This is a genomic window from Frigidibacter albus, assembly GCF_009908165.1.
GTDB classification, from domain to species: domain Bacteria; phylum Pseudomonadota; class Alphaproteobacteria; order Rhodobacterales; family Rhodobacteraceae; genus Frigidibacter; species Frigidibacter albus.
The window spans coordinates 181,028-202,961 of sequence record NZ_JAAAUC010000003.1 but is presented as its reverse complement, the minus strand read 5'-3'; the positions used below and the strand labels follow the sequence as shown (position 1 = coordinate 202,961).

Annotated in this window: 18 protein-coding genes; 14 read left to right on the top strand and 4 right to left on the bottom strand. The window is 68.5% G+C overall.

Annotated elements, in window-relative coordinates:
• Window positions 1–90 precede the first annotated feature (90 nt).
• The 12 genes from xdhA to GVY41_RS05910 all read left to right on the top strand — a co-directional run bounded on the left by xdhA (window position 91) and on the right by GVY41_RS05910 (window position 12,575).
• A complete protein-coding gene (xdhA, locus tag GVY41_RS05960) occupies window positions 91–1,452 on the top strand; it encodes a xanthine dehydrogenase small subunit (RefSeq protein WP_161344440.1) in 1,362 nt (453 codons plus the stop codon).
• Entirely contained in the window at window positions 1,449–3,887 is a 2,439-nt protein-coding gene (gene xdhB, locus GVY41_RS05955) for a xanthine dehydrogenase molybdopterin binding subunit (protein ID WP_161344442.1), read from the top strand. Before xdhA ends, xdhB begins: the two co-directional genes overlap by 4 nt.
• Window positions 3,877–4,839 carry a xanthine dehydrogenase accessory protein XdhC gene (gene xdhC / locus GVY41_RS05950; protein ID WP_161344444.1) on the top strand — a complete coding sequence of 321 codons (963 nt, stop codon included), beginning with the start codon at window positions 3,877–3,879 and terminating at the stop codon, window positions 4,837–4,839. The genes xdhB and xdhC overlap by 11 nt, the downstream gene beginning before the upstream one ends.
• A complete protein-coding gene (locus GVY41_RS05945; RefSeq protein WP_161344446.1) occupies window positions 4,836–6,416 on the top strand; it encodes an ABC transporter ATP-binding protein in 1,581 nt (526 codons plus the stop codon). The genes xdhC and GVY41_RS05945 overlap by 4 nt, the downstream gene beginning before the upstream one ends.
• The gene (locus tag GVY41_RS05940) at window positions 6,403–7,500 is read left to right on the top strand and encodes an ABC transporter permease (protein WP_161344448.1); all 1,098 of its coding nucleotides are present in this window, start codon (window positions 6,403–6,405) and stop codon (window positions 7,498–7,500) included. Before GVY41_RS05945 ends, GVY41_RS05940 begins: the two co-directional genes overlap by 14 nt.
• Window positions 7,497–8,426 (top strand): ABC transporter permease, encoded by a 930-nt coding sequence (locus GVY41_RS05935; RefSeq protein ID WP_229725955.1) that lies wholly within the window; start codon window positions 7,497–7,499, stop codon window positions 8,424–8,426. Before GVY41_RS05940 ends, GVY41_RS05935 begins: the two co-directional genes overlap by 4 nt.
• Window positions 8,427–8,490: 64 nt before the next feature.
• A complete protein-coding gene (locus GVY41_RS05930) occupies window positions 8,491–9,573 on the top strand; it encodes a BMP family ABC transporter substrate-binding protein (RefSeq protein WP_161344450.1) in 1,083 nt (360 codons plus the stop codon).
• A gap of 72 nt (window positions 9,574–9,645) precedes the next feature.
• Window positions 9,646–10,722 (top strand): NAD(P)/FAD-dependent oxidoreductase, encoded by a 1,077-nt coding sequence (locus GVY41_RS05925; protein WP_161344452.1) that lies wholly within the window; start codon window positions 9,646–9,648, stop codon window positions 10,720–10,722.
• Window positions 10,723–10,814: 92 nt separating this feature from the next.
• Window positions 10,815–11,162, top strand: coding sequence for a carboxymuconolactone decarboxylase family protein (locus GVY41_RS05920; protein WP_161344454.1), 348 nt, complete (start codon window positions 10,815–10,817; stop codon window positions 11,160–11,162).
• A 121-nt stretch (window positions 11,163–11,283) separates the two neighbouring features.
• On the top strand, window positions 11,284–12,051 hold the full coding sequence (locus tag GVY41_RS05915) for a glycoside hydrolase family 25 protein (protein ID WP_161344456.1): 768 nt from the start codon (window positions 11,284–11,286) through the stop codon (window positions 12,049–12,051).
• Between the two features lie 141 nt (window positions 12,052–12,192).
• Window positions 12,193–12,324, top strand: coding sequence for a hypothetical protein (locus GVY41_RS20505; RefSeq protein WP_268234497.1), 132 nt, complete (start codon window positions 12,193–12,195; stop codon window positions 12,322–12,324).
• A complete protein-coding gene (locus GVY41_RS05910; protein WP_161344457.1) occupies window positions 12,324–12,575 on the top strand; it encodes a hypothetical protein in 252 nt (83 codons plus the stop codon). The genes GVY41_RS20505 and GVY41_RS05910 overlap by 1 nt, the downstream gene beginning before the upstream one ends.
• Window positions 12,576–12,612: 37 nt before the next feature.
• Here the strand turns inward: GVY41_RS05910 and GVY41_RS05905 are convergent, their stop codons facing one another.
• From GVY41_RS05905 to GVY41_RS05895, 3 genes are all read right to left on the bottom strand, one after another.
• A complete protein-coding gene (locus GVY41_RS05905; protein WP_161344459.1) occupies window positions 12,613–15,114 on the bottom strand; it encodes a GcvT family protein in 2,502 nt (833 codons plus the stop codon).
• Between the two features lie 118 nt (window positions 15,115–15,232).
• Window positions 15,233–16,681, bottom strand: coding sequence for a glycosyltransferase family 39 protein (locus tag GVY41_RS05900; protein ID WP_161344461.1), 1,449 nt, complete (start codon window positions 16,679–16,681; stop codon window positions 15,233–15,235).
• A gap of 287 nt (window positions 16,682–16,968) precedes the next feature.
• The gene (locus GVY41_RS05895; RefSeq protein WP_161344463.1) at window positions 16,969–17,955 is read right to left on the bottom strand and encodes a 2-hydroxyacid dehydrogenase; all 987 of its coding nucleotides are present in this window, start codon (window positions 17,953–17,955) and stop codon (window positions 16,969–16,971) included.
• A gap of 311 nt (window positions 17,956–18,266) precedes the next feature.
• Here GVY41_RS05895 and GVY41_RS05890 point away from each other — a divergent pair, with 311 nt between their 5' ends.
• Both GVY41_RS05890 and GVY41_RS05885 read left to right on the top strand, forming a co-directional pair.
• Window positions 18,267–18,869, top strand: a complete 603-nt coding sequence (locus GVY41_RS05890; protein ID WP_161344465.1) for an SH3 domain-containing protein — start codon at window positions 18,267–18,269, stop codon at window positions 18,867–18,869.
• Between the two features lie 52 nt (window positions 18,870–18,921).
• Window positions 18,922–19,803 carry a cation diffusion facilitator family transporter gene (locus tag GVY41_RS05885; RefSeq protein WP_161344467.1) on the top strand — a complete coding sequence of 294 codons (882 nt, stop codon included), beginning with the start codon at window positions 18,922–18,924 and terminating at the stop codon, window positions 19,801–19,803.
• Window positions 19,804–19,901: 98 nt separating this feature from the next.
• On the opposite strand, the gene GVY41_RS05880 is transcribed toward GVY41_RS05885, so the two are convergent.
• Complete coding sequence (locus GVY41_RS05880) at window positions 19,902–21,932, bottom strand: M3 family metallopeptidase (RefSeq protein WP_373283264.1); 2,031 nt, start codon at window positions 21,930–21,932, stop codon at window positions 19,902–19,904.
• Window positions 21,933–21,934: the final 2 nt, after the last annotated feature.

The window sequence follows — 21,934 nt, the reverse complement described above, 5'->3', positions numbered from 1 at the left end:
GCAGCGAACAGGGCGCGCGCCCCGCTTTCCGCCGCATCGGGCGGGCGCGCCACAGCCCAAGCCATGGAGACAGCGGCAGGTTTTTCACGAATGACGGAGATCGCGTTTCTGCTGAACGGAACGCCGGTCCGGGCCTCGGCCGCGGACCCTGCGCGCACCTTGCTGGACTGGCTGCGCGAGGATCGCGGGCTGAAGGGCACCAAGGAGGGCTGCAACGAGGGCGATTGCGGGGCCTGCACGGTGATGGTGACGGACGCCTCCGGGGTGCGGGCGCTCAACGCCTGCATCCTGCTGCTGCCGCAGCTGCACGGGCGCGCGGTGCGCACGGTGGAGGGGATCGCCGGGCCGGGCGGCGCGCTGCATCCGGTGCAGCAGGCAATGGTCGATCACCACGGCAGCCAGTGCGGGTTCTGCACGCCGGGGTTCGTGGCGTCGATGGCGGTGGGGCACCTGAACGGGCGGCATGACCACGATGATGTGCTGGCAGGGAACCTCTGCCGCTGCACCGGCTATGCACCGATCATCCGAGCGGCGGAGGCGGCGGAAGCGGCACCGGTGCCGGAGTGGATGCGGGATAGTTTTGATGTGGAGGGGCCGGCGCCCTATGCCCCGGCCAGCAGCGATGCGCTGGCGGCATGGTGTCTGGAGCATCCGGAGGGGACGCTGATCGCCGGGGCGACCGATGTGGGACTGTGGGTGACGAAAGAGCTGCGGCCGCTGGGGCCGGTGGCGCTTTTGCACGCCGCGCGCGATCTGCAGCGGATCGAGCCGGTGCCGGGCGGGCTGCGCATCGGCGCGGGGGTGACGATTGCGGCGCTGCGCGAGGCGATGGAGGGGCCGCACCCGGCCTTTGCCGAACTGCTGCGGCGCTTTGCCAGCGAGCAGATCCGGGCGGCGGCGACCATCGGCGGCAATATCGCCAATGGCTCGCCGATTGGCGATGCGCCACCGGCGCTGATCGCGATGGGGGCGGTGTTGCACCTGCGCCGGGGCGAGGAGCGGCGCGAGATGCCGCTGGAGGCGTTTTTCCTCGACTATCGCAAGCAGGACCGGCTGCCGGGAGAGTTTGTCGAGGCGGTGACGGTGCCGGATGCCGCGCCGGGGCTGCGCTGCTACAAACTGTCGAAAAGGTTCGATCAGGATATCTCGGCGGTTTGTGGCTGCTTCCATCTGGTGCGCGAAGGTGGGAAAATCACATGCGCCCGGATCGCGTTCGGCGGCATGGCGGGTGTGCCGAAGCGGGCGGCGGCGGTGGAGGCGGCGTTGGTTGGACGCGAGTGGAGCCTTGAGACGGTGGAGGCGGCGCTGCCCGCCTTTGCGACGGACTTCGCGCCGCTCAGTGATATGCGGGCGAGTGCGGGGTATCGGCTGGCCACGGCGCAGAACCTGTTGCTGCGGTATTTCCATGACATCGCCGGGGATGCGGTCTCGGTGCTGGAGGTGCGGGCATGAGTGTTTCCTCCTCTCTCCCGCACGAGTCGGCCGGGCTGCATGTCACCGGGCAGGCGCGCTATGTCGATGACCTGCCGGTGCCGGCGGGGTGCCTGCATCTGGCGTTCGGCATGTCGAGCGTGGCGCGCGGGATGATTACCGCCATCGACCTTGAGGCGGTGCGCGCCGCGCCGGGGGTGGTCGCGGTCTATTCCGCGGCGGATTTCGCGGTGATGCCGGATTGCTCGCCCAGCCTGCATGACGAGCCGCTGCTGGCGGTGGGCGAGGTGCATTACCTTGGCCAGCCGGTCTTCGTGGTGGTGGCGGAGAGCCATCTGGCAGCGCGCAGGGCGGCGCGGCTGGGGCGCATCAGCTATGACGAGCGGCCGGCGATCCTGACGGTGGAGGACGCGCTGGCGGCGGGCAGTCGCTTCGAGGGCGGGCCGGTGATCTGGGCGCGGGGCGATGCAGCTGAGGCGATTGCCGGGGCCGAGAGGGTGGTCGAGGGCAGTTTCGAGATCGGCGGGCAGGAGCATTTCTATCTGGAGGGGCAAGCCGCGCTGGTGCTGCCGCAGGAGGATGGCGCGGTCGTCTACAGTTCCACCCAGCATCCGACCGAGATCCAGCACAAGGTGGCCGAAGCGCTGGACCTGCCGATGCATGCGGTGCGGGTCGAGATGCGGCGGATGGGCGGGGGCTTTGGCGGCAAGGAGAGCCAGGGCAATGCGCTGGCCGTGGCTTGCGCAGTGGCCGCGGCGCGGACCGGGCTTCCTTGCAAGATGCGCTATGACCGCGACGATGACATGATGATCACCGGCAAGCGCCACGATTTCCGCATCCGTTATCGCGCGGGCGTGGATACCGACGGGCGTGTCTTGGGGCTGGAAGTGACGCATCTGGTGCGCTGCGGCTGGTCGATGGACCTGTCGCTGCCGGTCGCGGACCGGGCGATGCTGCATGCCGACAATGCCTATTGGCTGCCGGCGGTGCGGATCGAGAGCCACCGGCTGCGCACCAACACCCAGAGCGCGACGGCCTTTCGCGGCTTTGGCGGGCCGCAGGGGATGATCGGGGTGGAGCGGGTGATGGACCATGTGGCCCATACGCTTGGGCTCAATCCGCTGGCGGTGCGGCGGGCGAATTATTACCCGGAGGCTTCGGAGGCGGAGGCGGGCCCCGGGGAGGTGACGCAGGATGAGCCGGAGGTGACGGGGGCGGATCGCGATCTGACTTCGCGCGGGGCGGTGGCGGAGGCCGGGGGGCCAGCCCCCCGGACCCCCCGGGATATTTCCGCCAGCAAGAAGACGACGCCCTACGGGATGGAGGTGGAGGATTTCATCCTGCATGGGCTGACGGAAGAGTTGCAGAAATCCAGCAATTTCGCTGCAAGGCAGGCAGCGATTTCCGAGTGGAACAGCACAAATGCGATCCTTAAGAAAGGGATCGCGCTGACGCCGGTGAAGTTCGGGATCAGCTTCACGCTGACCCACCTCAATCAGGCCGGCGCGCTGGTGCATGTCTATCAGGACGGATCGGTGCAGCTGAACCATGGCGGCACCGAGATGGGGCAAGGACTGCATCGCAAGGTGGCGCAGGTGGCGGCAGCGGCGTTCGGGATCGACGATGGGCGCATCCGCATCACCGCGACGGATACGGGCAAGGTGCCGAATACCTCGGCCACGGCGGCCTCTTCCGGGGCCGATCTGAACGGGATGGCGGTGAAGGCGGCCTGCGATACGTTGCGGGGGCGGATTGCGGCATTCGTGGCCGAAAAGCACGGCGGCACGGCGGCGGAGGTGCATTTTGCCGGGGGCAAGGTCTTTGTCGGCACCGAGGAGCTGACCTGGGAGCAGGCGGTGGCCGCGACCTATCAGGGCCGGGTCAGCCTGTCGGCGACGGGGTTCTACGCCACGCCGAAGATCACCTGGGATAGGGTCAAGGGCCAAGGGCGGCCGTTCTTCTACTTTGCCTATGGCGCCTCGGTGTCGGAGGTGGTGATCGACACGCTGACCGGCGAATACCGGATCCTGCGCGCCGATATCTTGCATGATTGCGGCACCAGCCTGAACCCGGCGCTGGATCTGGGCCAGATCGAGGGAGGCTATGTGCAGGGCGCGGGCTGGCTGACGACCGAGGAGCTGGTCTGGGACGCGAAGGGCCGGCTGCGGACCCATGCGCCCTCGACCTACAAGATCCCGGCCTGTTCGGACCGGCCGGGGCAGTTCAACGTGGGCCTGTGGCAGCATCCGAACCGCGAGGAGACGATTCACCGGTCGAAGGCGGTGGGCGAGCCGCCGTTCATGCATGGGATCTCGGCGTTTCTGGCCCTGTCGGCGGCCTGCGCGGCTTGCGGGCCGCACTATCCGGCGCTGGATGCGCCGGCGACGCCGGAGCGGGTGCTGGCGGCGGTGGCGCGGGCCCGGGGGCCCAAGACGGCTTGCAACGATGAGCTTTGATGCTGGGGCCCTTGCGGCGGCTGTGGAACGGCTGGGGCCGCTGGTGCGGGTGCTGGTGGCGGGCGCGGCGGGATCGGTGCCGCGCGAGGCCGGGGCCGAGATGCTGGTGAGCGCGGGCGCGCAGGAGGGCACGATCGGCGGCGGCACGCTGGAATGGCAGGCGAGCTTGCGGGCGCGGGAGCTGCTGGCGAGCGGTGCGGCGGGCGCCGTGAGCCGGGTGCCGCTGGGGCCGGCGCTGGGGCAGTGCTGCGGCGGGGCGGTGACGCTGGCCTTCGAGCGGCTGGATGCGGCGCGGCTGGCGCAGCTTGGGACCGGGTCGCTGGTGGCGCGGGCGCTGGACGGCTCGGCGATGCCACTGGCGGTGGTGCGGCTGCTGGCCCGGGCGCGGGGGCAAGGCGCCCTGCCTCGCCTGCCGCTGCTGGAGGGCAGCTGGCTGGTGGAGCGGGCGGCGCAGCCAGCGCGCGGGCTGTGGATCTGGGGCGCGGGGCATGTGGGCCGGGCGCTGGTGTCGGTGCTGGCGCCGCTGCCGGATCTGGCGATCACCTGGGTGGATACCGGGGCGGAGCGGTTCCCGGAGGTGATTCCCGCGGGGGTGACGCAGCTGGTGGCGGCGAACCCGGCGGAGCTTGTGGCCCATGCGCCAAGGGAGGCGGAGCACCTGATCCTGACCTTCTCGCATCAGCTCGACCTCGAGCTTTGCCACAGGCTGCTGGGGCATGGCTTTGCCGCGGCGGGGCTGATCGGATCGGCGTCGAAGCGGGCCCGATTCCACAGCCGGCTGCGCGGGCTTGGCCACGCCGATGCCCAGATTTTGCGCATTGCCTGCCCAATAGGCGATCCGGCCTTGGGAAAACACCCTCAGGCCATTGCCGTGGGCGTCGCCGCCGCGCTACTCAAAGGGTCGAGCGAGATGAAAACCGCAAGGGATCGCGCCGGGGGGCGGGCAGAGTGACGGGGACCGAGACGGCACAGCTTCTGACGATCCGAGGCCTGACCAAGGCCTATCCGGGCGTCGTCGCCAATAGCGACGTGTCCTTCTCGGTCGCGCCGGGCGAGGTGCATGCCCTGCTGGGCGAGAACGGCGCGGGCAAGTCCACGCTGGTCAAAGCGATCTACGGGCTGGTGCGGCCTGATTCCGGCGAGATGCGGATGCGGGGCGAGCCCTATGCGCCAACCGAGCCGCGGGCGGCACGGGCCGCGGGCGTGGCGATGGTGTTCCAGCACTTCTCGCTGTTCGAGGCGCTGAACGTCGCCGAAAATGTCGCGCTTGGCATGGAGCACCCGCCCCGGCAGCGCGAGCTTGCCGCGAAGATCCGGGCGGTCAGCGAGGCTTACGGGCTGCCGCTGGACCCCTCGCGGCTGGTCGGCGATCTGTCGGCGGGGGAACGCCAGCGGGTGGAGATCATCCGCTGCCTGTTGCAGGACCCCAAGCTGCTGATCATGGACGAGCCGACCTCGGTGCTGACCCCGCAGGAAGTGGAGATCCTGTTTGCCACGCTGCGGCAGCTGTCGGCCGAGGGCACCGCGATCCTTTATATCAGCCACAAGCTGGAGGAGATCCGCAGCCTGTGCGACAGCGCCACGATCCTGCGCCGGGGCAAGGTGGTCGCCACCTGCACCCCGCGCGAGGTTTCGGCGCGCGATCTGGCCGAGATGATGGTGGGCACGGCGCTGACCCCGCCGGCGCGGGCGCCGCGGACGGATTGGGCGGGCGCGCCGGCGCTGGAGGTGACGGGGCTGTCGGTCGCCTCACCCATGCCGTTCGGCACCTCGCTGAAGGGCATCGGCTTCACCGTGGCGCGGGGCGAGGTGCTGGGGATCGCCGGGGTTGCGGGCAACGGGCAGGACGAATTGCTGCTGGCGCTGTCGGGCGAGCTGAAATCGGCGCCGGGCATGGTGCGGGCGGCGGGGGTCGATCTGGGCGACAAGGGCCCGAATGACCGGCGGCGCGCGGGCTTCGTGGTCGCGCCCGAGGAGAGACTGGGCCATGCGGCGGCGCCGGGGATGAGCCTGGTGGAAAACGCGCTGCTGTCGGGCTGGGTCCGCATGGGGCTGGTCAGGCGCGGCTTCATCGACTGGGCGGCGACGCGGCACTTTGCGGAAGGCGTGGTCAAGGAGTACGACGTGCGCACCCCCGGCACCCATGTTGCGGCGCGGGCGCTGTCGGGCGGGAACCTGCAGAAATTCGTGATCGGGCGCGAACTGAGCCAGGAACCGGCGGTGATCGTCATCAACCAGCCGACCTGGGGCGTCGATGCCTCGGCCGCGGCCTCGATCCGGCAGGTGATCCTCGACCGGGCGGCGGCGGGGGCGGCGGTGGTGGTGATCAGCCAGGATCTGGACGAGCTGATGGAGATCGCCGACCGGTTCGCGGCGCTGAACGAGGGGCGGCTGTCGGCGCCGCGCCCGGTGCAGGGGCTGACGATGGAACAGGTCGGGCTGATGATGGGCGGCGCGCACGGGATGCATGTGCCCGAAGCGGGCGCGGCGGATGTGCTGCATGCGGAGGCCGCCGATGCTGAAGCTTGAACGGCGCCCCGCCCCCTCGCGGCTGTGGACGGCGGCGACGCCGGTGCTGGCGGTGATCGCCACGATGATCGCGGGCGGGCTGCTGTTCGCGGCGCTTGGCAAGGCGCCGGTCGAGGCGATCCGCACCATCTTCTGGGACCCGCTGTTCGGCGAGTTCGCCAGCTATTCGCGCCCGCAGCTGCTGGTCAAGGCCGGGCCGCTGATCCTGATCGCCATCGGCCTGAGCCTGGGGTTCAAGGCGCAGGTCTGGAACATCGGGGCCGAGGGGCAATACATGATGGGCGCCCTCTTCGGCGCGGCGACGGGGCTGGCATTCTACCCGACGGACAGCGTGCTGCTGTTCCCGGCCATGGTGGTGATGGGCGCGTTTGGAGGGTTCCTGTGGGCGATGATCCCGGCGGTGCTGAAGCTGCGCTTCGGCACCAGCGAGATCCTGGTGTCGCTGATGCTGGTCTATGTGGCGCAGCACATCATGTCGGCGGCATCCTTCGGGATGCTGCGCAACCCCGAGGGCATGGGCTTTCCCGGCAGCCGCAACTTCCAGCACTACCCCGCCGCGTTCAACAGCGAGCTGATCGCCGGGACCGGGATGCACTGGGGCGGGGTTGCGGCGCTTGGGGCGGTGGTTGCGGCCTATGTGCTGCTGACCCGGCATATCCTGGGATTTCATATCCGGGTGGCCGGCGAGGCGCCGCGGGCGGCGCGGTTCGCGGGTGTCAGCCCGGTGCTGCTGACCTCGATCTGCCTTGGCACATCGGGTGCGCTGGCGGGACTGGCGGGGCTTTTCGAGGTGACGGGCCCGGCCGGGCAGATCACCACCGACTTCGCCTCGGGCTATGGCTTCACTGCCATCATCGTGGCGTTTCTGGGCCGGCTGCATCCGGTGGGCATCTTGCTGGCGGGGCTGCTGATGGCGCTGACCTATATTGGCGGAGAGCTGGCGCAGCTGACGCTGAACCTGCCCTCCGCGGCGGTGCAGGCGTTCCAGGGGATGCTGCTGTTCTTCCTGCTGGCCTTTGACGTGCTGGCGAATTTCCGCATCCGGCTGGTAGGGAGCAAGTCTGTGAAAGGAGCGGGCGCATGATGGGCTCTATCGACCCGATCCTGCTGATCGCCTCCTTGATGGTGGCCTCGACCCCGATCCTGCTGGCGGCGATTGGCGAGCTGGTGGTGGAAAAGGCCGGGGTGCTGAACCTTGGCGTGGAAGGCATGATGATCGTCGGCGCCATCGCGGGCTTTGCGATGGCGGTAGAGAGTGGCTCGCCGCTGATGGGCTTCCTCGGGGCGGCGGTCGCGGGCGCGGCGCTGTCGCTGATCTTTGCCTTCCTGACGCAGGTGCTGCTGTCCAATCAGGTGGCGACGGGGCTGGCGCTGACGCTGTTCGGCATCGGGTTTTCGGCGCTGATCGGGCAGGGCTATACCGGCGTGCGGCCCCCCCCGACGCCGAAGATGGATTTCGGGCCGCTGTCGGATATTCCGGTGATCGGCCCGATGCTGCTGCGCCATGACCCGATGGTCTATGTCTCGATCCTGATCATCGCCGCGGTCTGGGCGTTCCTGAAATTCACCCGCGCGGGCCTCGTGCTGCGGGCCGTGGGCGAGAGCCATGATGCCGCCCATGCCCTCGGCTACAAGGTGGTACGGCTGCGGGTGCTGGCCATCGCCTTTGGCGGGGCCTGCGCGGGGCTTGGCGGCGCTTACCTCAGCCTCGTGCGCGTGCCGCAGTGGACGGAAGGCATGACCGCCGGCGCCGGCTGGATCGCGCTGGCCATCGTGGTCTTTGCCAGCTGGCGGCCGTGGCGGGTGCTGGCGGGGGCCTATCTTTTCGGCGGGGTCACCGTGCTGCAGCTGAACCTGCAGGCGGCCGGGGTGGCGATCCCGGTGCAATACCTGTCGATGGCGCCCTACCTGATCACCATCCTTGTGCTGGTGCTGATTTCGGCCGACCGTCGCCGCGCGGCGCAGAACGCCCCCGCCTCGCTGGGGCGGGTCTTCCATGCCTCCAGTTAATGCTTTCACCGCTGCCCGAAGGGGCGGCCCCGCTTTGACAACACCTCAAGGGAGCACCCCGAACATGCAACGCAGAACCCTGCTCAAGTCCAGCGCCGCCGCGCTGATCGCCGTATCGCTGGCCGGCCCGGCGCTGGCGCAAGACCCGCTGAAGGTGGGCTTCATCTATGTCGGCCCGATCGGCGATCTGGGCTGGTCCTACCAGCACGATCAGGGCCGTCTGGCCATCGAAGAGGAATTCGGCGACAAGATCGAGACCGTCTATCTGGAAAGCGTGCCCGAAGGCGCCGATGCCGAGCGCGCGCTGACCCAGATGGCAATGCAGGGCGCGGACCTGATCTTCACCACCTCGTTCGGCTACATGGACCCGACGATCAACGTGGCGGCCAAGTTCCCGGATGTGAAATTCGAACATGCCACCGGCTACAAGCGCGCCGACAACGTTTCCACCTACAATGCCCGCTTCTACGAAGGCCGCGCCGTGATGGGCACCATCGCCGGGCACATGACCAAATCGAACAAGATTGGCTATATCGGCTCGTTCCCGATCCCCGAGGTCATCCAGGGCATCAACGCCACCTTCATCCACGCCCAGAAGGTGAACCCCGATGTCGAGATCAGCGTGGTCTGGGCCTATACCTGGTTCGACCCCGCGAAAGAGGCCGATGCCGCCAAGGCGCTGATCGAGCAGGGCGTGGACGTGATCCTGGCCCATACCGACTCGACCGCACCGCTGGCCGAGGCTGCCAAGACCGAAGGCGTGATCGGATTTGGCCAGGCGTCGGACATGCTGGACTTCGCGCCCTCGCCGCGCGTGTCCTCGATCATCGACGACTGGTCGCCCTATTACATCAAGCGCGTGCAGGCGATGCTGGATGGCACCTGGACCTCGACCGACACCTGGGGCGGGATCGGCGAGGGTGAAGTTGTGATCGGCGAGATCACCGATGCGGTGCCGGCCGAAGTGAAGGCCGAGGCCGAGGCGCTGACCGCGGCGATTGCCGACAAGTCCTACCACCCCTTCACCGGCCCGCTGAACAAGCAGGACGGCTCTGCCTGGCTGGCCGAGGGCGAAGTGGCCGATGATGGCACGCTGGCCGGCATGAACTTCTATGTCGAAGGCATCGAGGGCGACATCCCGCAATAAGCGCGGCACCCCTGACACGGCAGAGGGGGGCACGGGTGCCCCCCTCTTGCATTCTGATCGCAGGAGACGGGCATGCAGGACTTCCTCATCATCGGCGGCGGCATCGCCGGCATCTCGGCGGCGGCGCGGCTGTCGCATCTGGGCCGCGTCACGCTGCTGGAGGCGGAACCGGCGCTTGGCTACCACGCCTCGGGCCGCTCGGCGGCGCTGTTCGAGCCGCGCTATGGCCTCGCGCCGGTGGTGGAACTGAGCCTTGCCAGCGAGGACCATCACCGCCACGCGCATGGCGGCGTGCTGAGCCCGCGCGGCATGATGATCGTGGCGCGGCAGAGCGAGGCGGAGGCCTTTGCCGAGGACATCGCCGATATGGCGCTGGACCAGATCAGCGTGGATGAGGCGCGGGGAATGGTTCCGATCCTGAACCCGGAGGCGGTGGCGCTGGCGGGCTATGCGGCCCATGCCGAGGACATCGACACCGACCTGCTGATCCAGAACTTCCTGCGCGAGGCGCGGGGAAATGGCGCAACCATCGTCACCGGCGCGCGGGTGACGGGCATTGCGCGGGGTGCCGGCGGCTGGACGGTGACCAGCGAAGCGGGCAGCCATTCCGGGCGGATGCTGGTCAATGCCGCCGGGGCCTGGGTCGACGGGGTGGCGCAGATGGCGGGGGTGCGGCCGCTGGGGTTCCAGCCCAACCGCCGGTCGATGGCGCGGATCCCGGCGCCCGGCGGGCATGACGTCAGCCGCTGGCCGATGGTGTTCGGCGCCGGCGAAGGCTGGTATTGCAAGCCCGATGCCGGGGCGCTGATCGTCTCACCGGCCGAAGAACACCCGATGGACCCGCATGACGCCTGGGCCGATGACATGGTGCTGGCCGAGGGGTTGGCGCGGTATGAGGCGATGGTGACGGAGCCTGTCACCCGCATGATCTCCAACTGGGCGGGCCTGCGCACCTTCGCGCCCGACCGGGTGCTGGTGATCGGGCCGGACCCGCGGGTGCCGGATTTCTTCTGGCTGGCGGGGCAAGGCGGCTACGGCTTCCAGACCTGCCCTGCTGCCAGCCAGCTTGCGGCCGACCTGATCGCCGGGCGCGCCCCGGCGGTCGATGCCGCCACCGTCGCCGCGCTGTCGCCGGCGCGGTTCGGCTGAACGCATTCGGAACGCTGCATAAGTTGACCCGCATCAAGGTGCGGGTCCGCGGTCCATGCCAAATCTCTCCCACACGCAAGCAGGAGACGGACATGGACTACCAGACCAAGATCGACACGATGCGCGACGAGCTGCGCACGCTCTACAAGGCGATTCCCGAAACCGCCAAGGGCTTCAGCGCGCTGTCGAAGGGCGTGAAGGAGGGCGGCGTGCTGGGGATGAAGGAGAAGGAATTCATCGCGCTTGGCATCGCCGTCGGCGTGCGCTGCGAGCCATGCATCGTGCTGCATGTCGATGCGCTGATGAAGGAAGGCGCCACGCGCGAGGAGTTGGGCGACGTGCTGGCGATGGCCGTCCAGATGGGCGGTGGCCCGGCGATGATGTATGCCGGACATGCGCTGGCCTGCTGGGATGAGCTGGCGGCCGCCAAAGGTATGTAGCCCGGACACGTTTTCGTTGCCCCTGCCCTGCCCCCCGTGACAATCCGCCCCCCCTCCGGCAGAGTCGCAAAAAAGTGAGGCGGGGCCGAATGGCCCGCGGGCTGGATAGCAGGGGCAGCGGATGCGCGGATGGATCAAGGGGCTGGCGGTCATCGCCGTGGCGGTGATTGTAGCGGCCTGCGGCGGACAGCATCCGCAGGGCATTCCGCCGCAATTCGGCGATGCCGCGCCGCATCCGTGGTATGGCCGCACCCCGGCGGGATATGAGGTGCATGGCATCGACGTGTCGCGCTGGCAGGGCCCGATCGACTGGCAGGGCGTCGCCTCGGGCGGGGTGTCCTTCGCCTGGATCAAGGCGACCGAGGGCGGCGACGTCGCCGACCCGATGTTCCGTGCCAACTGGGAGGGCGCCCGCCGCGCCGGTCTGCCGCGCGGGGCCTATCACTTCTACTACTTCTGCCGCACGGCGCAGGAACAAGCCGCATGGTTCATCCAGAACGTTCCGGCCGAGCGGGGCGCCCTGCCCCCGGTGCTGGACATGGAATGGACGCGGTCGCGCAACTGCCCCGGCCGCCCCTCGCCCGAGTGGATCCGCGCCGAGGCGCAGATCTTCATGGCGATCATCACCCAGCATTATGGGCAGCGGCCGGTGGTCTACACCACCGTGGATTTCTTCCGCGAGAATGAGATGTGGCGGCTGAACGGGGTGGAGTTCTGGCTGCGGTCGGTCGCCGGGCATCCCGATCAGGTCTATCCCGGGCATGACTGGACGTTCTGGCAATATACCGGCACCGGCCTTGCGCGCGGGGTTTCCGGCGAGGTGGACCTGAACGCCTTCGGTGGCTCGCGCCAGCAATGGTCGCGCTGGCTGGCCCGACGGAGCCAGTAGTCGCGCTCGCTGAAGCGCGTTGCAGGATTGTTGCGAGGTGAGGGCCCTAGGCCTATACTCGGCCCATATCTGAAGTGATTTCTCCGGCCGCGACTGTGGCCGGTCAGCTATGAACAGCGTCCATCAATTCAGGGTGCCGTGATGCGAATTCTTATAGTCGGCCTGCTTTTCGCGCTGACCGCCTGCGTCCAGCCGGCGGAGGAGGCCCCCGCGCAGACCCATGTCTGCACGACCTTGCCCACCAACCTCGTCGAATGCGCCGAGACCGGCTGATGCCGCGCTACACGCCCCTCAAGCTGACGCTCCGGGCGCTCTTGTGGGGGCTTTTGGGGTTGCTGGCCCTGCCCCCGCTGACCCTGTTTCTGGTGCTGGGGCTGGGTCACCTGCAAGGGGCCTGCGGCGCGGGCAGTTCAGGCGGCTGCGAGATGGGCGCGGCCATGGCCGCGCTCATCGCCACGATCTCGGGGTTCGGGCTTGGCGCCGCGATCTCGCTGATCCGCGACCTGCGGCGCAGGAAGGTCTAGCAAGGCCCCGCCCGCCGGAGCGGGACCTGTAGCGGCCTCAACCATCCTTGCGGATGCGGGCGTTCGACGGATCGAAGGGGCTGTCCTCCACCACCTCGGCATCCCACAGCTTGCGCAGCATCCGCACCTTCAGCCTCTGCCCGGTGACGGCGAGGTCGGGGCGCACATAGCCCATGCCGATCTGCTTGCCGAAGCCCACCGACCAGCCGCCCGAGGTGAGGCGGCCGATCTTGGCGCCGTCATGCAGCAGCGCCTCTTTCCCCCAGGGGTCGCAATCGGTGGGGCCGTCGATCAGCAGCGTCACGCATTTGCTGCGGATGCCGGTGTCGAGCATCGCCTGCTTGCCGTGGAAGTCCTTCGACAGGTCCACGAACCGGTCCAGCCCGGCCTCCAGCGGGGTGGCGTCGCGGCCGAGCTCGGTGCCGAAGGCGCGATAGGATTTCTCCTGCCGCAGCCAGTTCTGGGCGCGGGCGCCAACCAGCTTCATGCCGTGCTTGGCGCCAGCGGTTTGCAGCTGGTCCCACAGGTAGGCCGACATCTCGATCGGGTGGTGCAGCTCCCATCCCAGCTCGCCGGTATAGGCAACGCGGATGGCGCGCACCGGGCACATGCCAAGCTCGATGTTGCGCATCGTCAGCCAGGGGAAGCGCTTGTTGGACAGCACGGTTTCGGGCACCGCATCGCGCACCAACTCGTTCAGGATCGCGCGGGAGTTCGGCCCGGCGAGGCCGAAGACGCCCCATTGCGTCGTGACGTCATGGATGTCGAGGTATCCGCCGCCCGCCGCGATGAAATCCTCGGCGGCCTGTTTCAGATAATCTGCATCATAGGCCGTCCAGGCCCCGGCAGAGACCAGATAGTATTCATTTTCCGACAGACGGACGATGGTGTATTCGGTCCGCGTGGTGCCCGTCGCGGTCAGCGCATAGGTCAGGTTGATGCGGCCGATGGCGGGCAGTTTGTTGCAGGTGAAACCGTCGAGGAAGGCCGTCGCGCCCGGGCCGCGCACCAGATGCTTGGTGAAGGCGGTGGCGTCGATCAGGCCAGCGGTTTCGCGCAGCGCCTCGGCTTCGGACCTCGCATAGTCCCACCACGCGCCGCGGCGGAAGCTGCGGCTGTCATGGTCGAAGTTCGACGGGGCATCCAGCGGACCATAGTAATTCGGCCGCTCCCACCCGTTCACCTGCCCGAACTGGGCGCCAAGCGCCTTTTGCCGGTCATAGACCGGCGCGGTGCGCAGCGGGCGACAGGCTTCGCGTTCCTCATCGGGGTGATGCAGGACAAAGACATGCTCATAGCATTCCTCGTTCTTGCGCGCGGCGTATTCGGTAGTGATCCAGCTGCCGTAGCGCTTGGGGTCGAGGCTGGCCATGTCGATCTCGGCCTCACCTTCGGTCATCAACTGCGCAAGGTAGTATCCCGTGCCCCCCGCCGCGGTGATGCCGAACGAAAAGCCCTCGGCCAGCCACATGTTGCGCAGGCCCGGCGCCGGGCCGACCAGCGGGTTGCCATCGGGGGTGTAGCAGATCGGGCCGTTGAAATCGTCCTTGAGCCCCACGGTTTCCGACGAGGGAATCCGGTGGATCATGCTCATGTATTCCTCCTCGATCCGCTCCAGATCCAGCGGGAAGAGGTCGGCGCGGAAGCTTTCGGGCACGTCATAGAGGAAGCGCGCGGGCGCATTGCGCTCGTAAGGCCCAAGGATCCAGCCGCCGCGCTCCTCGCGCACATACCATTTCGCGTCGGCGTCGCGCAGCACCGGATGCTCGGGATTGCCGGCCTTGCGCCAGGCGGCCAGCATCGGGTCGGGTTCGGTGACGATATACTGGTGTTCCACCGGAATCGCCGGGATCTTCAGCCCCAGCAGCCGCGCGGTGCGCTGCGCGTGGTTGCCGGTGGCGGTCACCACATGCTCGGCATGGATCTCGAACGCCTCATCCGAGGCGACCAGCATCCCGCCCTTTTCCACCATCTTGTGGCCGCGCACGACCCACTCGGACCCGGTCCATTCGTAGCTGTCGACCTGCATCCGCCGCACGATCTCGGCCCCCAGCTGGCGCGCGCCCTTGGCCATCGCCTGCGTCACGTCGGCGGGGTTGATATAGCCGTCCTGCGGGTGGAACAGCGCGCCCTTCAGGTCCTCGGTCCGCACCAGCGGCCAGCGCTCCTTGATCTGCGCCGGGGTCAGGAATTCGTGATACACATCGGCGGTTTCCGCGACCGAGGAATACAGCATGTATTCATCCATCCGCGCATCGGTCTGCGCCATACGCAGGTTGCCGACAACCGCGAAGCCGGCATTGAGCCCGGTTTCCGCCTCCAGCGTCTTGTAGAAATCGACGCTGTATTTGTGGATATGGGTGGTGGCATAGCCCATGTTGAACAGCGGCAAGAGGCCGGCGGCGTGCCAGGTGGAGCCAGAGGTCAGCTCGTCCCGCTCCAGCAGCATCGTGTCCCAGCCGGCCTTGGCGAGGTGATAGGCGATCCCGTTTCCGACGGCGCCGCCGCCAACGACAAGGGCACGAACATGGGTTTTCATCGGGCGACTCCTGAAGCGCTGTTTGCCCACGAATGCCAGACTGCCGGAATTTCAGGACGGCGCGCCCGACATCTGCGGGACGAAAACGACATGATGCGCGATTGCGCCGCAGCGCGGCTTAGGGCCGCGCCACCAGCCGGGCGGAAAGGGCCAGGGTTTCGGCGTCGGTAAAGCGGAAGGGCACGGTGAAATCGAGGCTGTCCAGCACCTGCGCTGTCTCGGGGGCAGGCCATCCACTGCGGCCGAGATTGCTTTCCAGATTGAGGTTCGTGCGCATCAGAACCAGCACCGGCGTGCCGGGTGCGGGCGGGGCCTGTGTCGGCAGGAAGGGCGCCACCTGCCAGCCGGGATTGCGCAGCGCCAGATTGCCGCCGACATAGAAGTCGGCAAGGATCGGCGTCGTTTCGGGCTCAAAACGGGCCAGCGCCGCCTCGACATCGGCGAAGTCCACCGCGCCGCGGGCCGGGCCATACATCCGCGCCCCGGCCATGCCGACGACCGTCAGCGCCGCCAGCACCGCGACCACCCCCAGCAGCCCGTGGAAGGCCGCGGGGCGCGCCATCGCCACCGCACGGATCAGCAGCGGCGGTGCAGCCAGCACGAAGACCGGCAGCAGCCAGCGCGGGGTGACATGGGTGGCGCCGGCGAACACGACCCCCACAAGGAAGACGGCAAAGGCGGTCAGCGCGGCGCGGGTCAGCAGGCGCACGAAGGTCTCGCCCGGTTCGGTCAGCGGCGAGGTGGCACGGTTGCGCAGGCCGAAACCGAGGGCCGCCGCGACCAGCGCGGCCAGCCCCAGCCCCGCGGCGATCCCGGTGAAGCTGTCGCCGAGACCGGTCAGCCAGGGCAGGGTTTGGACAACCGCCTCGCCCACCGTCAGCTTGTAGCCCGAGGCAAAGGCGAGCTCCGGGTGGCGCAGCATCCAGAGGGCGGGCGCGGCGATGAGAGCCAGTGCAACCGCCAGCGTGGCGAGGATGCGCCGGTCGCCGAGCCGGGCCCGCATCAGCGGCAGGGTCAGGCCCGCCAGCGCCAGGGCGACCGGAACCAGCGCGTAATTGTATTTCGACAGCGAGCCGAGGCCGATGGCCAGCCCCAGCAGCAGGTAATCGGCGGCCCGGCCCCGCCGGAGCAGGCCCGAGACCGCCGCGAGGGTTGCCGCAATCGTCAGCAGCAGCGCGACGGAATGGGTAGTGGCGCGCTGCCCCTCCCAGAACACGTCGGGCAGCAGCGCAAGGCCCAGCGTTCCGGCCACCGCCAGCCGCAGCGGCAGAAGCGGACGGAGTGCGGCAAAGACCAGCGCATAGGTGCCAAACAGCATCAGGTTCTTGACGATGGCGAGCGCGAAGGTGGACTTGCCGAAGACCGCGAAGCTGGCCGCCTGAAGCCAGCTGTAGAGCGGCAGCTGCGGGCCATAGCCCAGCCGGAAGCCGGGGGTCAGCAGGACCATCTCGGCCTCATCCGTTTCCAGCGCGCCGCCAAGCGCCAGCCGCAGCCCGAATTGCAGCAGGAAATAGCCCACCAGCAGCGCGAGGAAGATCCGCGTGCCCTGCCCGTTGCCCTGGTCCATCTGTTGCCCTGCCCTGCGCATTTCTTGGACTGAGTTTCGCATTCCGCGGCGGGGAGCGCCAGCCCATGGGCGCGGGCATCTTGGCGTCTTCATCTGGCCCAGTCAGAGGGCAGCGCCCGTCCGCGGGTGGGCGCTGCAACGCAGGTTCTAGGCGCTTTATGGTGCGGCGCAACTCCACCGGCGTTCTACGCGGAACCGTTGAGTAGCGCCCGCCCGGGGGGCGGACGGGCGCTGCCCGGCGGCGCTGAAGCGCCTTGATTCCGGGCAAGAAGGTAAGAGCCTTCAGCTCACAGCAGCCCCGGCACCACCAGATCCGGCGGGCGGTGACCATCGGCAAAGGTCTTGATGTTGATGATGACCTTCTCGCCCATCTCCACCCGGCCCTCGACGGTGGCCGAGCCCATATGCGGCACCAGCACCACATTGGGCAGCTCGCGCAGGCGGGGGTTGATCTCGTGCCCATGCTCGAAGACGTCGAGGCCGGCGCCCGCGATCTCGCCCGCGCGCAGCATCCGCGTCAGCGCGTTCTCGTCGATCACCTCGCCGCGCGAGGTGTTGACCACCACCGCCGTCGGCTTCATCAGCTTCAGCCGCCGCGCGTTCAGCAGGTGGAAGGTCGAGGGCGTATGCGGGCAGTTGACCGACACCACATCCATCCGCGCCAGCATCTGGTCGAGGCTTTCCCAATAGGTTGCCCCCACCTCTGCCTCCACCTCGGGGCGCAGGCGCTTGCGGTTGTGGTAGTGGATCTGCATCCCGAAGGCCTTTGCCCGCCGCGCCACCGCAAACCCGATCCGGCCCATGCCGAGGATGCCAAGCCGCCGACCGCCGACGCGCCCGCCGAGGAAGGCGGTCGGCGACCAGCCCTGCCATTTGCCGTCCTGCATCACCGCCATCCCCTCGGGGATGCGGCGCGTGACCCCAAGGATCAGCGCCATCGCCATGTCGGCGGTGTCATCGGCCGAGACGCCGGGGGTGTTGGACACCAGAACCCCGCGCTGGCGGGCGCTGGACACGTCGATATGGTCCACCCCGGCGCCGAAATTGGCGATCAGCTTCAGCTTCTCGCCGGCCTGGGCGAGCATGTTCGCGTCGATATGGTCGCTGAGCGTGGGCACCAGCACATCGGCGCGGCGCATCGCGGCGGCCAGTTCCTCGCGCGTCATCCGCACATCGGTTTCGTTCAGTTCGACGTCGAACAGCTCCTTCATCCGGGATTCCACAACCTCGGGCAGGCGCCGGGTCACCACGACGCTGAGTTTTTGCTTCGACATGTCGGTCTTCCGCTTGTCAGAGGTCTCGGGGTGCCGTCTGCGTCATGTTGCACTGCAGCAGGCGGGTTTGCACCGCATTACTCGCGCAATATTATTGCGGTTTCAAGGGGAAAACTTGGCAAAAACGTCGCGGCACACCGCGGCCCTGCGGCTGCTGGCGCTACCGGGCCACACCTCCGCCGGCATCGCGCCGCATCTGGCCTCCGGCGCTGGCCTTTCCGGGCCCCGCATGGTCTGATCCGTGCAAAGAGGGTGCGGCCGGCTTCGGCCCGACATCCCGAAACCGAGGCAAAGACGGGCGGGCGGCAGGCATGACCATGCGGGCTGGACAGGGATTTCTGGCAATAGCGGCAGTTCTGGCGGCCCTGCTTGGGCCGGCGGGCATCGCACAGGCGCAAGACGGCTCTGCCCTGCTGCAAGAGGCAGCCGTGGAGCCGGCGCTTGACATGGACGCCGCGGTGCAGGCATCCGCCGCCACCGCCGAGGGCCGCGGCCCCGTCACCAACCTGCCGATGCCGCGCTATGTGTCGCTGAAGGCGTCCGAGGGCAATGCCCGCCGCGGCCCCTCGCTGTCGCACCGGATCGACTGGGTCTTTCGCCACCGCGACATGCCGCTGCGCGTGACCGCCGAGTTCGGCCATTGGCGCCGGGTCGAGGACCGCGACGGCGCCGGGGGCTGGGTGCATTATGCGCTGGTGTCAGGGGTGCGCACCGTGGTCATCAGCGCCGAGTCGGCCGACCTGCGCGCCCGCGACATGGCCGGCGCGCCGGTCGTGGCCCGGGCCATGGCCGGGGTGATTGCAAGGCTGGAGCAATGCGGGCCGGATTGGTGCCGCATCAATGCCAGCGGCCAGCGCGGCTGGGTGGAAAAATCCGCGCTTTGGGGCGTGGACGCGGGCGAACTGGTCGAATAGTCCGGCGGTCCGCGGCAGAGTGATTGCGGACACCGAGTCGAAGGACCTCCCCATGGCCAAGAACCCCATGCTGCGCCTGAACCTGTCGGCCGGCCTTGCCTCTGTCACCGTGGCGATGGTGCTGGTGCTGGCCAAGCTCTGGGCACTGTCGGCCACCGGCTCGCTCTCGATCGCCGCCTCGCTGGCCGACAGTGCGATGGACCTGATGGTTTCGGTCGCGGGACTGGCGGCGATGATCTATGCCGCCCGCCCGCCGGATGAGGACCATGCCTTCGGGCACTCGTCTGCCGAGGATCTGGTGGCCTTGGGGCAGTCGATCTTCATCGCGGTGTCGGGCATCGTCATCGGCTGGGCCGCCGCAGCACGGCTGCTGTCCGACGCGCCGGCGCCGCTGGAGGCGCAGGCCGAGGGCATCGCGGTGATGACCTTCTCCATCGTGCTGACGGTGGGGCTGGTGCTGTGGCAGCGCCGGGTGGCGCGGCGCACCCGCAGCCGGGTGGTGGCGGCGGATTCGCTGCATTACCTTGGCGATCTGCTGCCCAATATCGGCGCGATCCTGGCGCTGTGGGCTTCGGCGCGCTTCGGGCTGGGGCAGATCGATTCCGTGGTGGCGCTGGCGGCGGGCGCGGGGATGGTGCTGGGGGCCACACGCATCGGCAAGGGCGCCTGGGACGCGCTGATGGACCGCGCCGCCGATCCCGAGCTGGTGGCGGGCATTGCGGAACTGACCCGCGCCTGGCCCGAGGTGCGGGGGTTCCATGACCTGAAGACCCGCACCGCCGGCAGCCGGGTGTTTGTTCACCTGCATATCGAGCTTGATGGTGATCTGACCCTGCGCGAGGCGCATGACATCGGCTCGGGCCTGCGGCGGACAATCCTGCTGGCCTATCCGCAATGCGACGTGATCATCCACAAGGATGTGGCGCGGGTGTGAAGGAAGCAGGGGGGCCTTCCGCCCCCGGCCGAAACATAAGAGCGGGGGGCCTTCTGCCCCCCGCACCCCCCGAGGATATTTCCACCAGCAAGAACGGGTCAGGCTGCGTCGAGCAGACCCCGGCCCTTGAGCAGCGCCTCCACTCCCGGCAGGCGGCCGCGGAAGGCGGTGTAGAGGGCCTCGGCTTCCTGTGAGCCGCCTGCGGAGAGGATGAACTTCTCCAGCTTGGCCGCGGTTTCGGGGTCGAACACGTCGCCGGTTTCCTCGAAGGCGGCGAAGGCGTCGGCATCCATCACCTCGGACCACATGTAGCTGTAATAGCCCGAGGAATAGCCGTCCCCGGAAAAGACATGGGTGAAATGCGGGGTGGCGTGGCGCATCTTGATCGCGTGGGGCAGGCCGAGGCCTTCCAGCACGCGGCCCTGCATCTCCATCGGGTCTGCGGGGGCCGCGCCTTCGTGGAAGGCGAGGTCCACCAGAGCCGAGGCGACATATTCCACCGTCGCAAACCCTTGCCCGTAGGTGCTGGCGGCCAGCAGCCGGTCCAGCATGTCCTGCGGCATCGGCGCGCCGGTATGCCAGTGGCGGGCGTGCTTTTGCAGCACTTCGGGCACTTCCAGCCAGTGTTCGTAGAGCTGGCTCGGCAGTTCCACGAAGTCGCGCGCAACCGAGGTGCCCGAGATCAGCGGATAGGTCACGTCCGACAGCATCTGGTGCAGCGCGTGGCCGAATTCATGGAACAGGGTGCGGGCATCGTCATAGCTGAGCAGCGCCGGGTCGCCCTTGGCGAAGTTGCACACGTTGACCACCACGGGGCGCACCTCGCCGCCCAGCTTGCGCTGGCTGCGGAAGGACGAGCACCAGGCGCCGGAGCGTTTGGAGCCGCGGGCGAAGTAGTCGCCGATGAACACCGCCATGTGGCGGCCGTCGCGCGTCACCTCCCAGGCGCGGGCGTCGGGGTGGTAGAGGGGCGTGTCGAGTGCCCGGAACTCCAGCCCGAACAGCCGGCTGGCCACATCGAACTGCGCGCCGATCATCGCATCGAGCGACAGGTAGGGCTTCAGGGCGGCCTCATCGAGGTCATGCTCGGCGCGGCGGCGGCGTTCGGAGTAGTAGCGCCAGTCCCAGGGCTCCAGCGTGCCGTTGATGCCACCCTCATGCATCATCCCTTCAAGGATCGCCGCGTCGGCCTCGGCCCTAGCGCGGGCCGGGGTCCAGACCTGCATCAAGAGGCCCCGCACCGCGGCCGGGGTCTTGGCCATCTCCGGCTCCAGCTTGTAGGCGGCGAAGCTGTCATATCCCAGCAGCTTGGCGCGTTCCTCGCGCAGGGCGAGGATTTCCGCCGCGACGGCGCGGTTGTCGGTCTCGCCGCCCGTGGCGCCGCGGGCGCCCCAGGCCGCGAAAGCAACCTCGCGCAGGTCGCGGCGGGGCGAGAACTGCAGGAAGGGCACGATCAGCGAGCGGTTCAGGGTCAGCACATGGCCGCTCTGGCCGCGTTCCTCGGCGGCGGCCCTGGCGCTGGCGATCACGAAATCGGGCAGGCCCTCCAGATCGGCCTCGGCCAGCGGCATCGACCAGCCGCGTTCATCGGCCAGCACGTTCTGGCTGAAGCGGGTGGACAGGACCGCGAGGCGCTGTTTCACTGCGGCCATACGGGTCGCCGCCTCGCCCTGCAACTGGGCGCCGGCGCGGATGAACATCCGGCGGTAAAGGTCCAGAACCCTTGACTCTTCTGCGTTCAGGCCAAGGGTATCGCGCCGCTGCCACAGATCCTCGATCCGCCCGAACAGTTCGCGGTTCATCGTGACCTCGGAGGAGAAGACCGACATTTTCGGGGCAAGATCGCGCTGCAAGGCCTCGCGCGCGTCGGTGCTGTCGGCGCCGGCGAGGTTGTAGAAGACGCCTGCCACCCGGTCGAGCGTCGCCTCCGCCAGTTCCAACGCGGCGATGGTGTTGGCGAAGGTGGGCGTCTCCGGATCACCAGCGATTTGCGCGATGCGGGCGCGGGCTTCGGCAAGGCCGGTGTCGAAGGCGGGGGCGAAATCGGCATCGGTGATCGCGGCGAAGGGCGGCAGGTCGAAGGCGCCGGTCCAGGGGGCGAGCAGCGGGTTATCGGTCATGGCGGTCATGG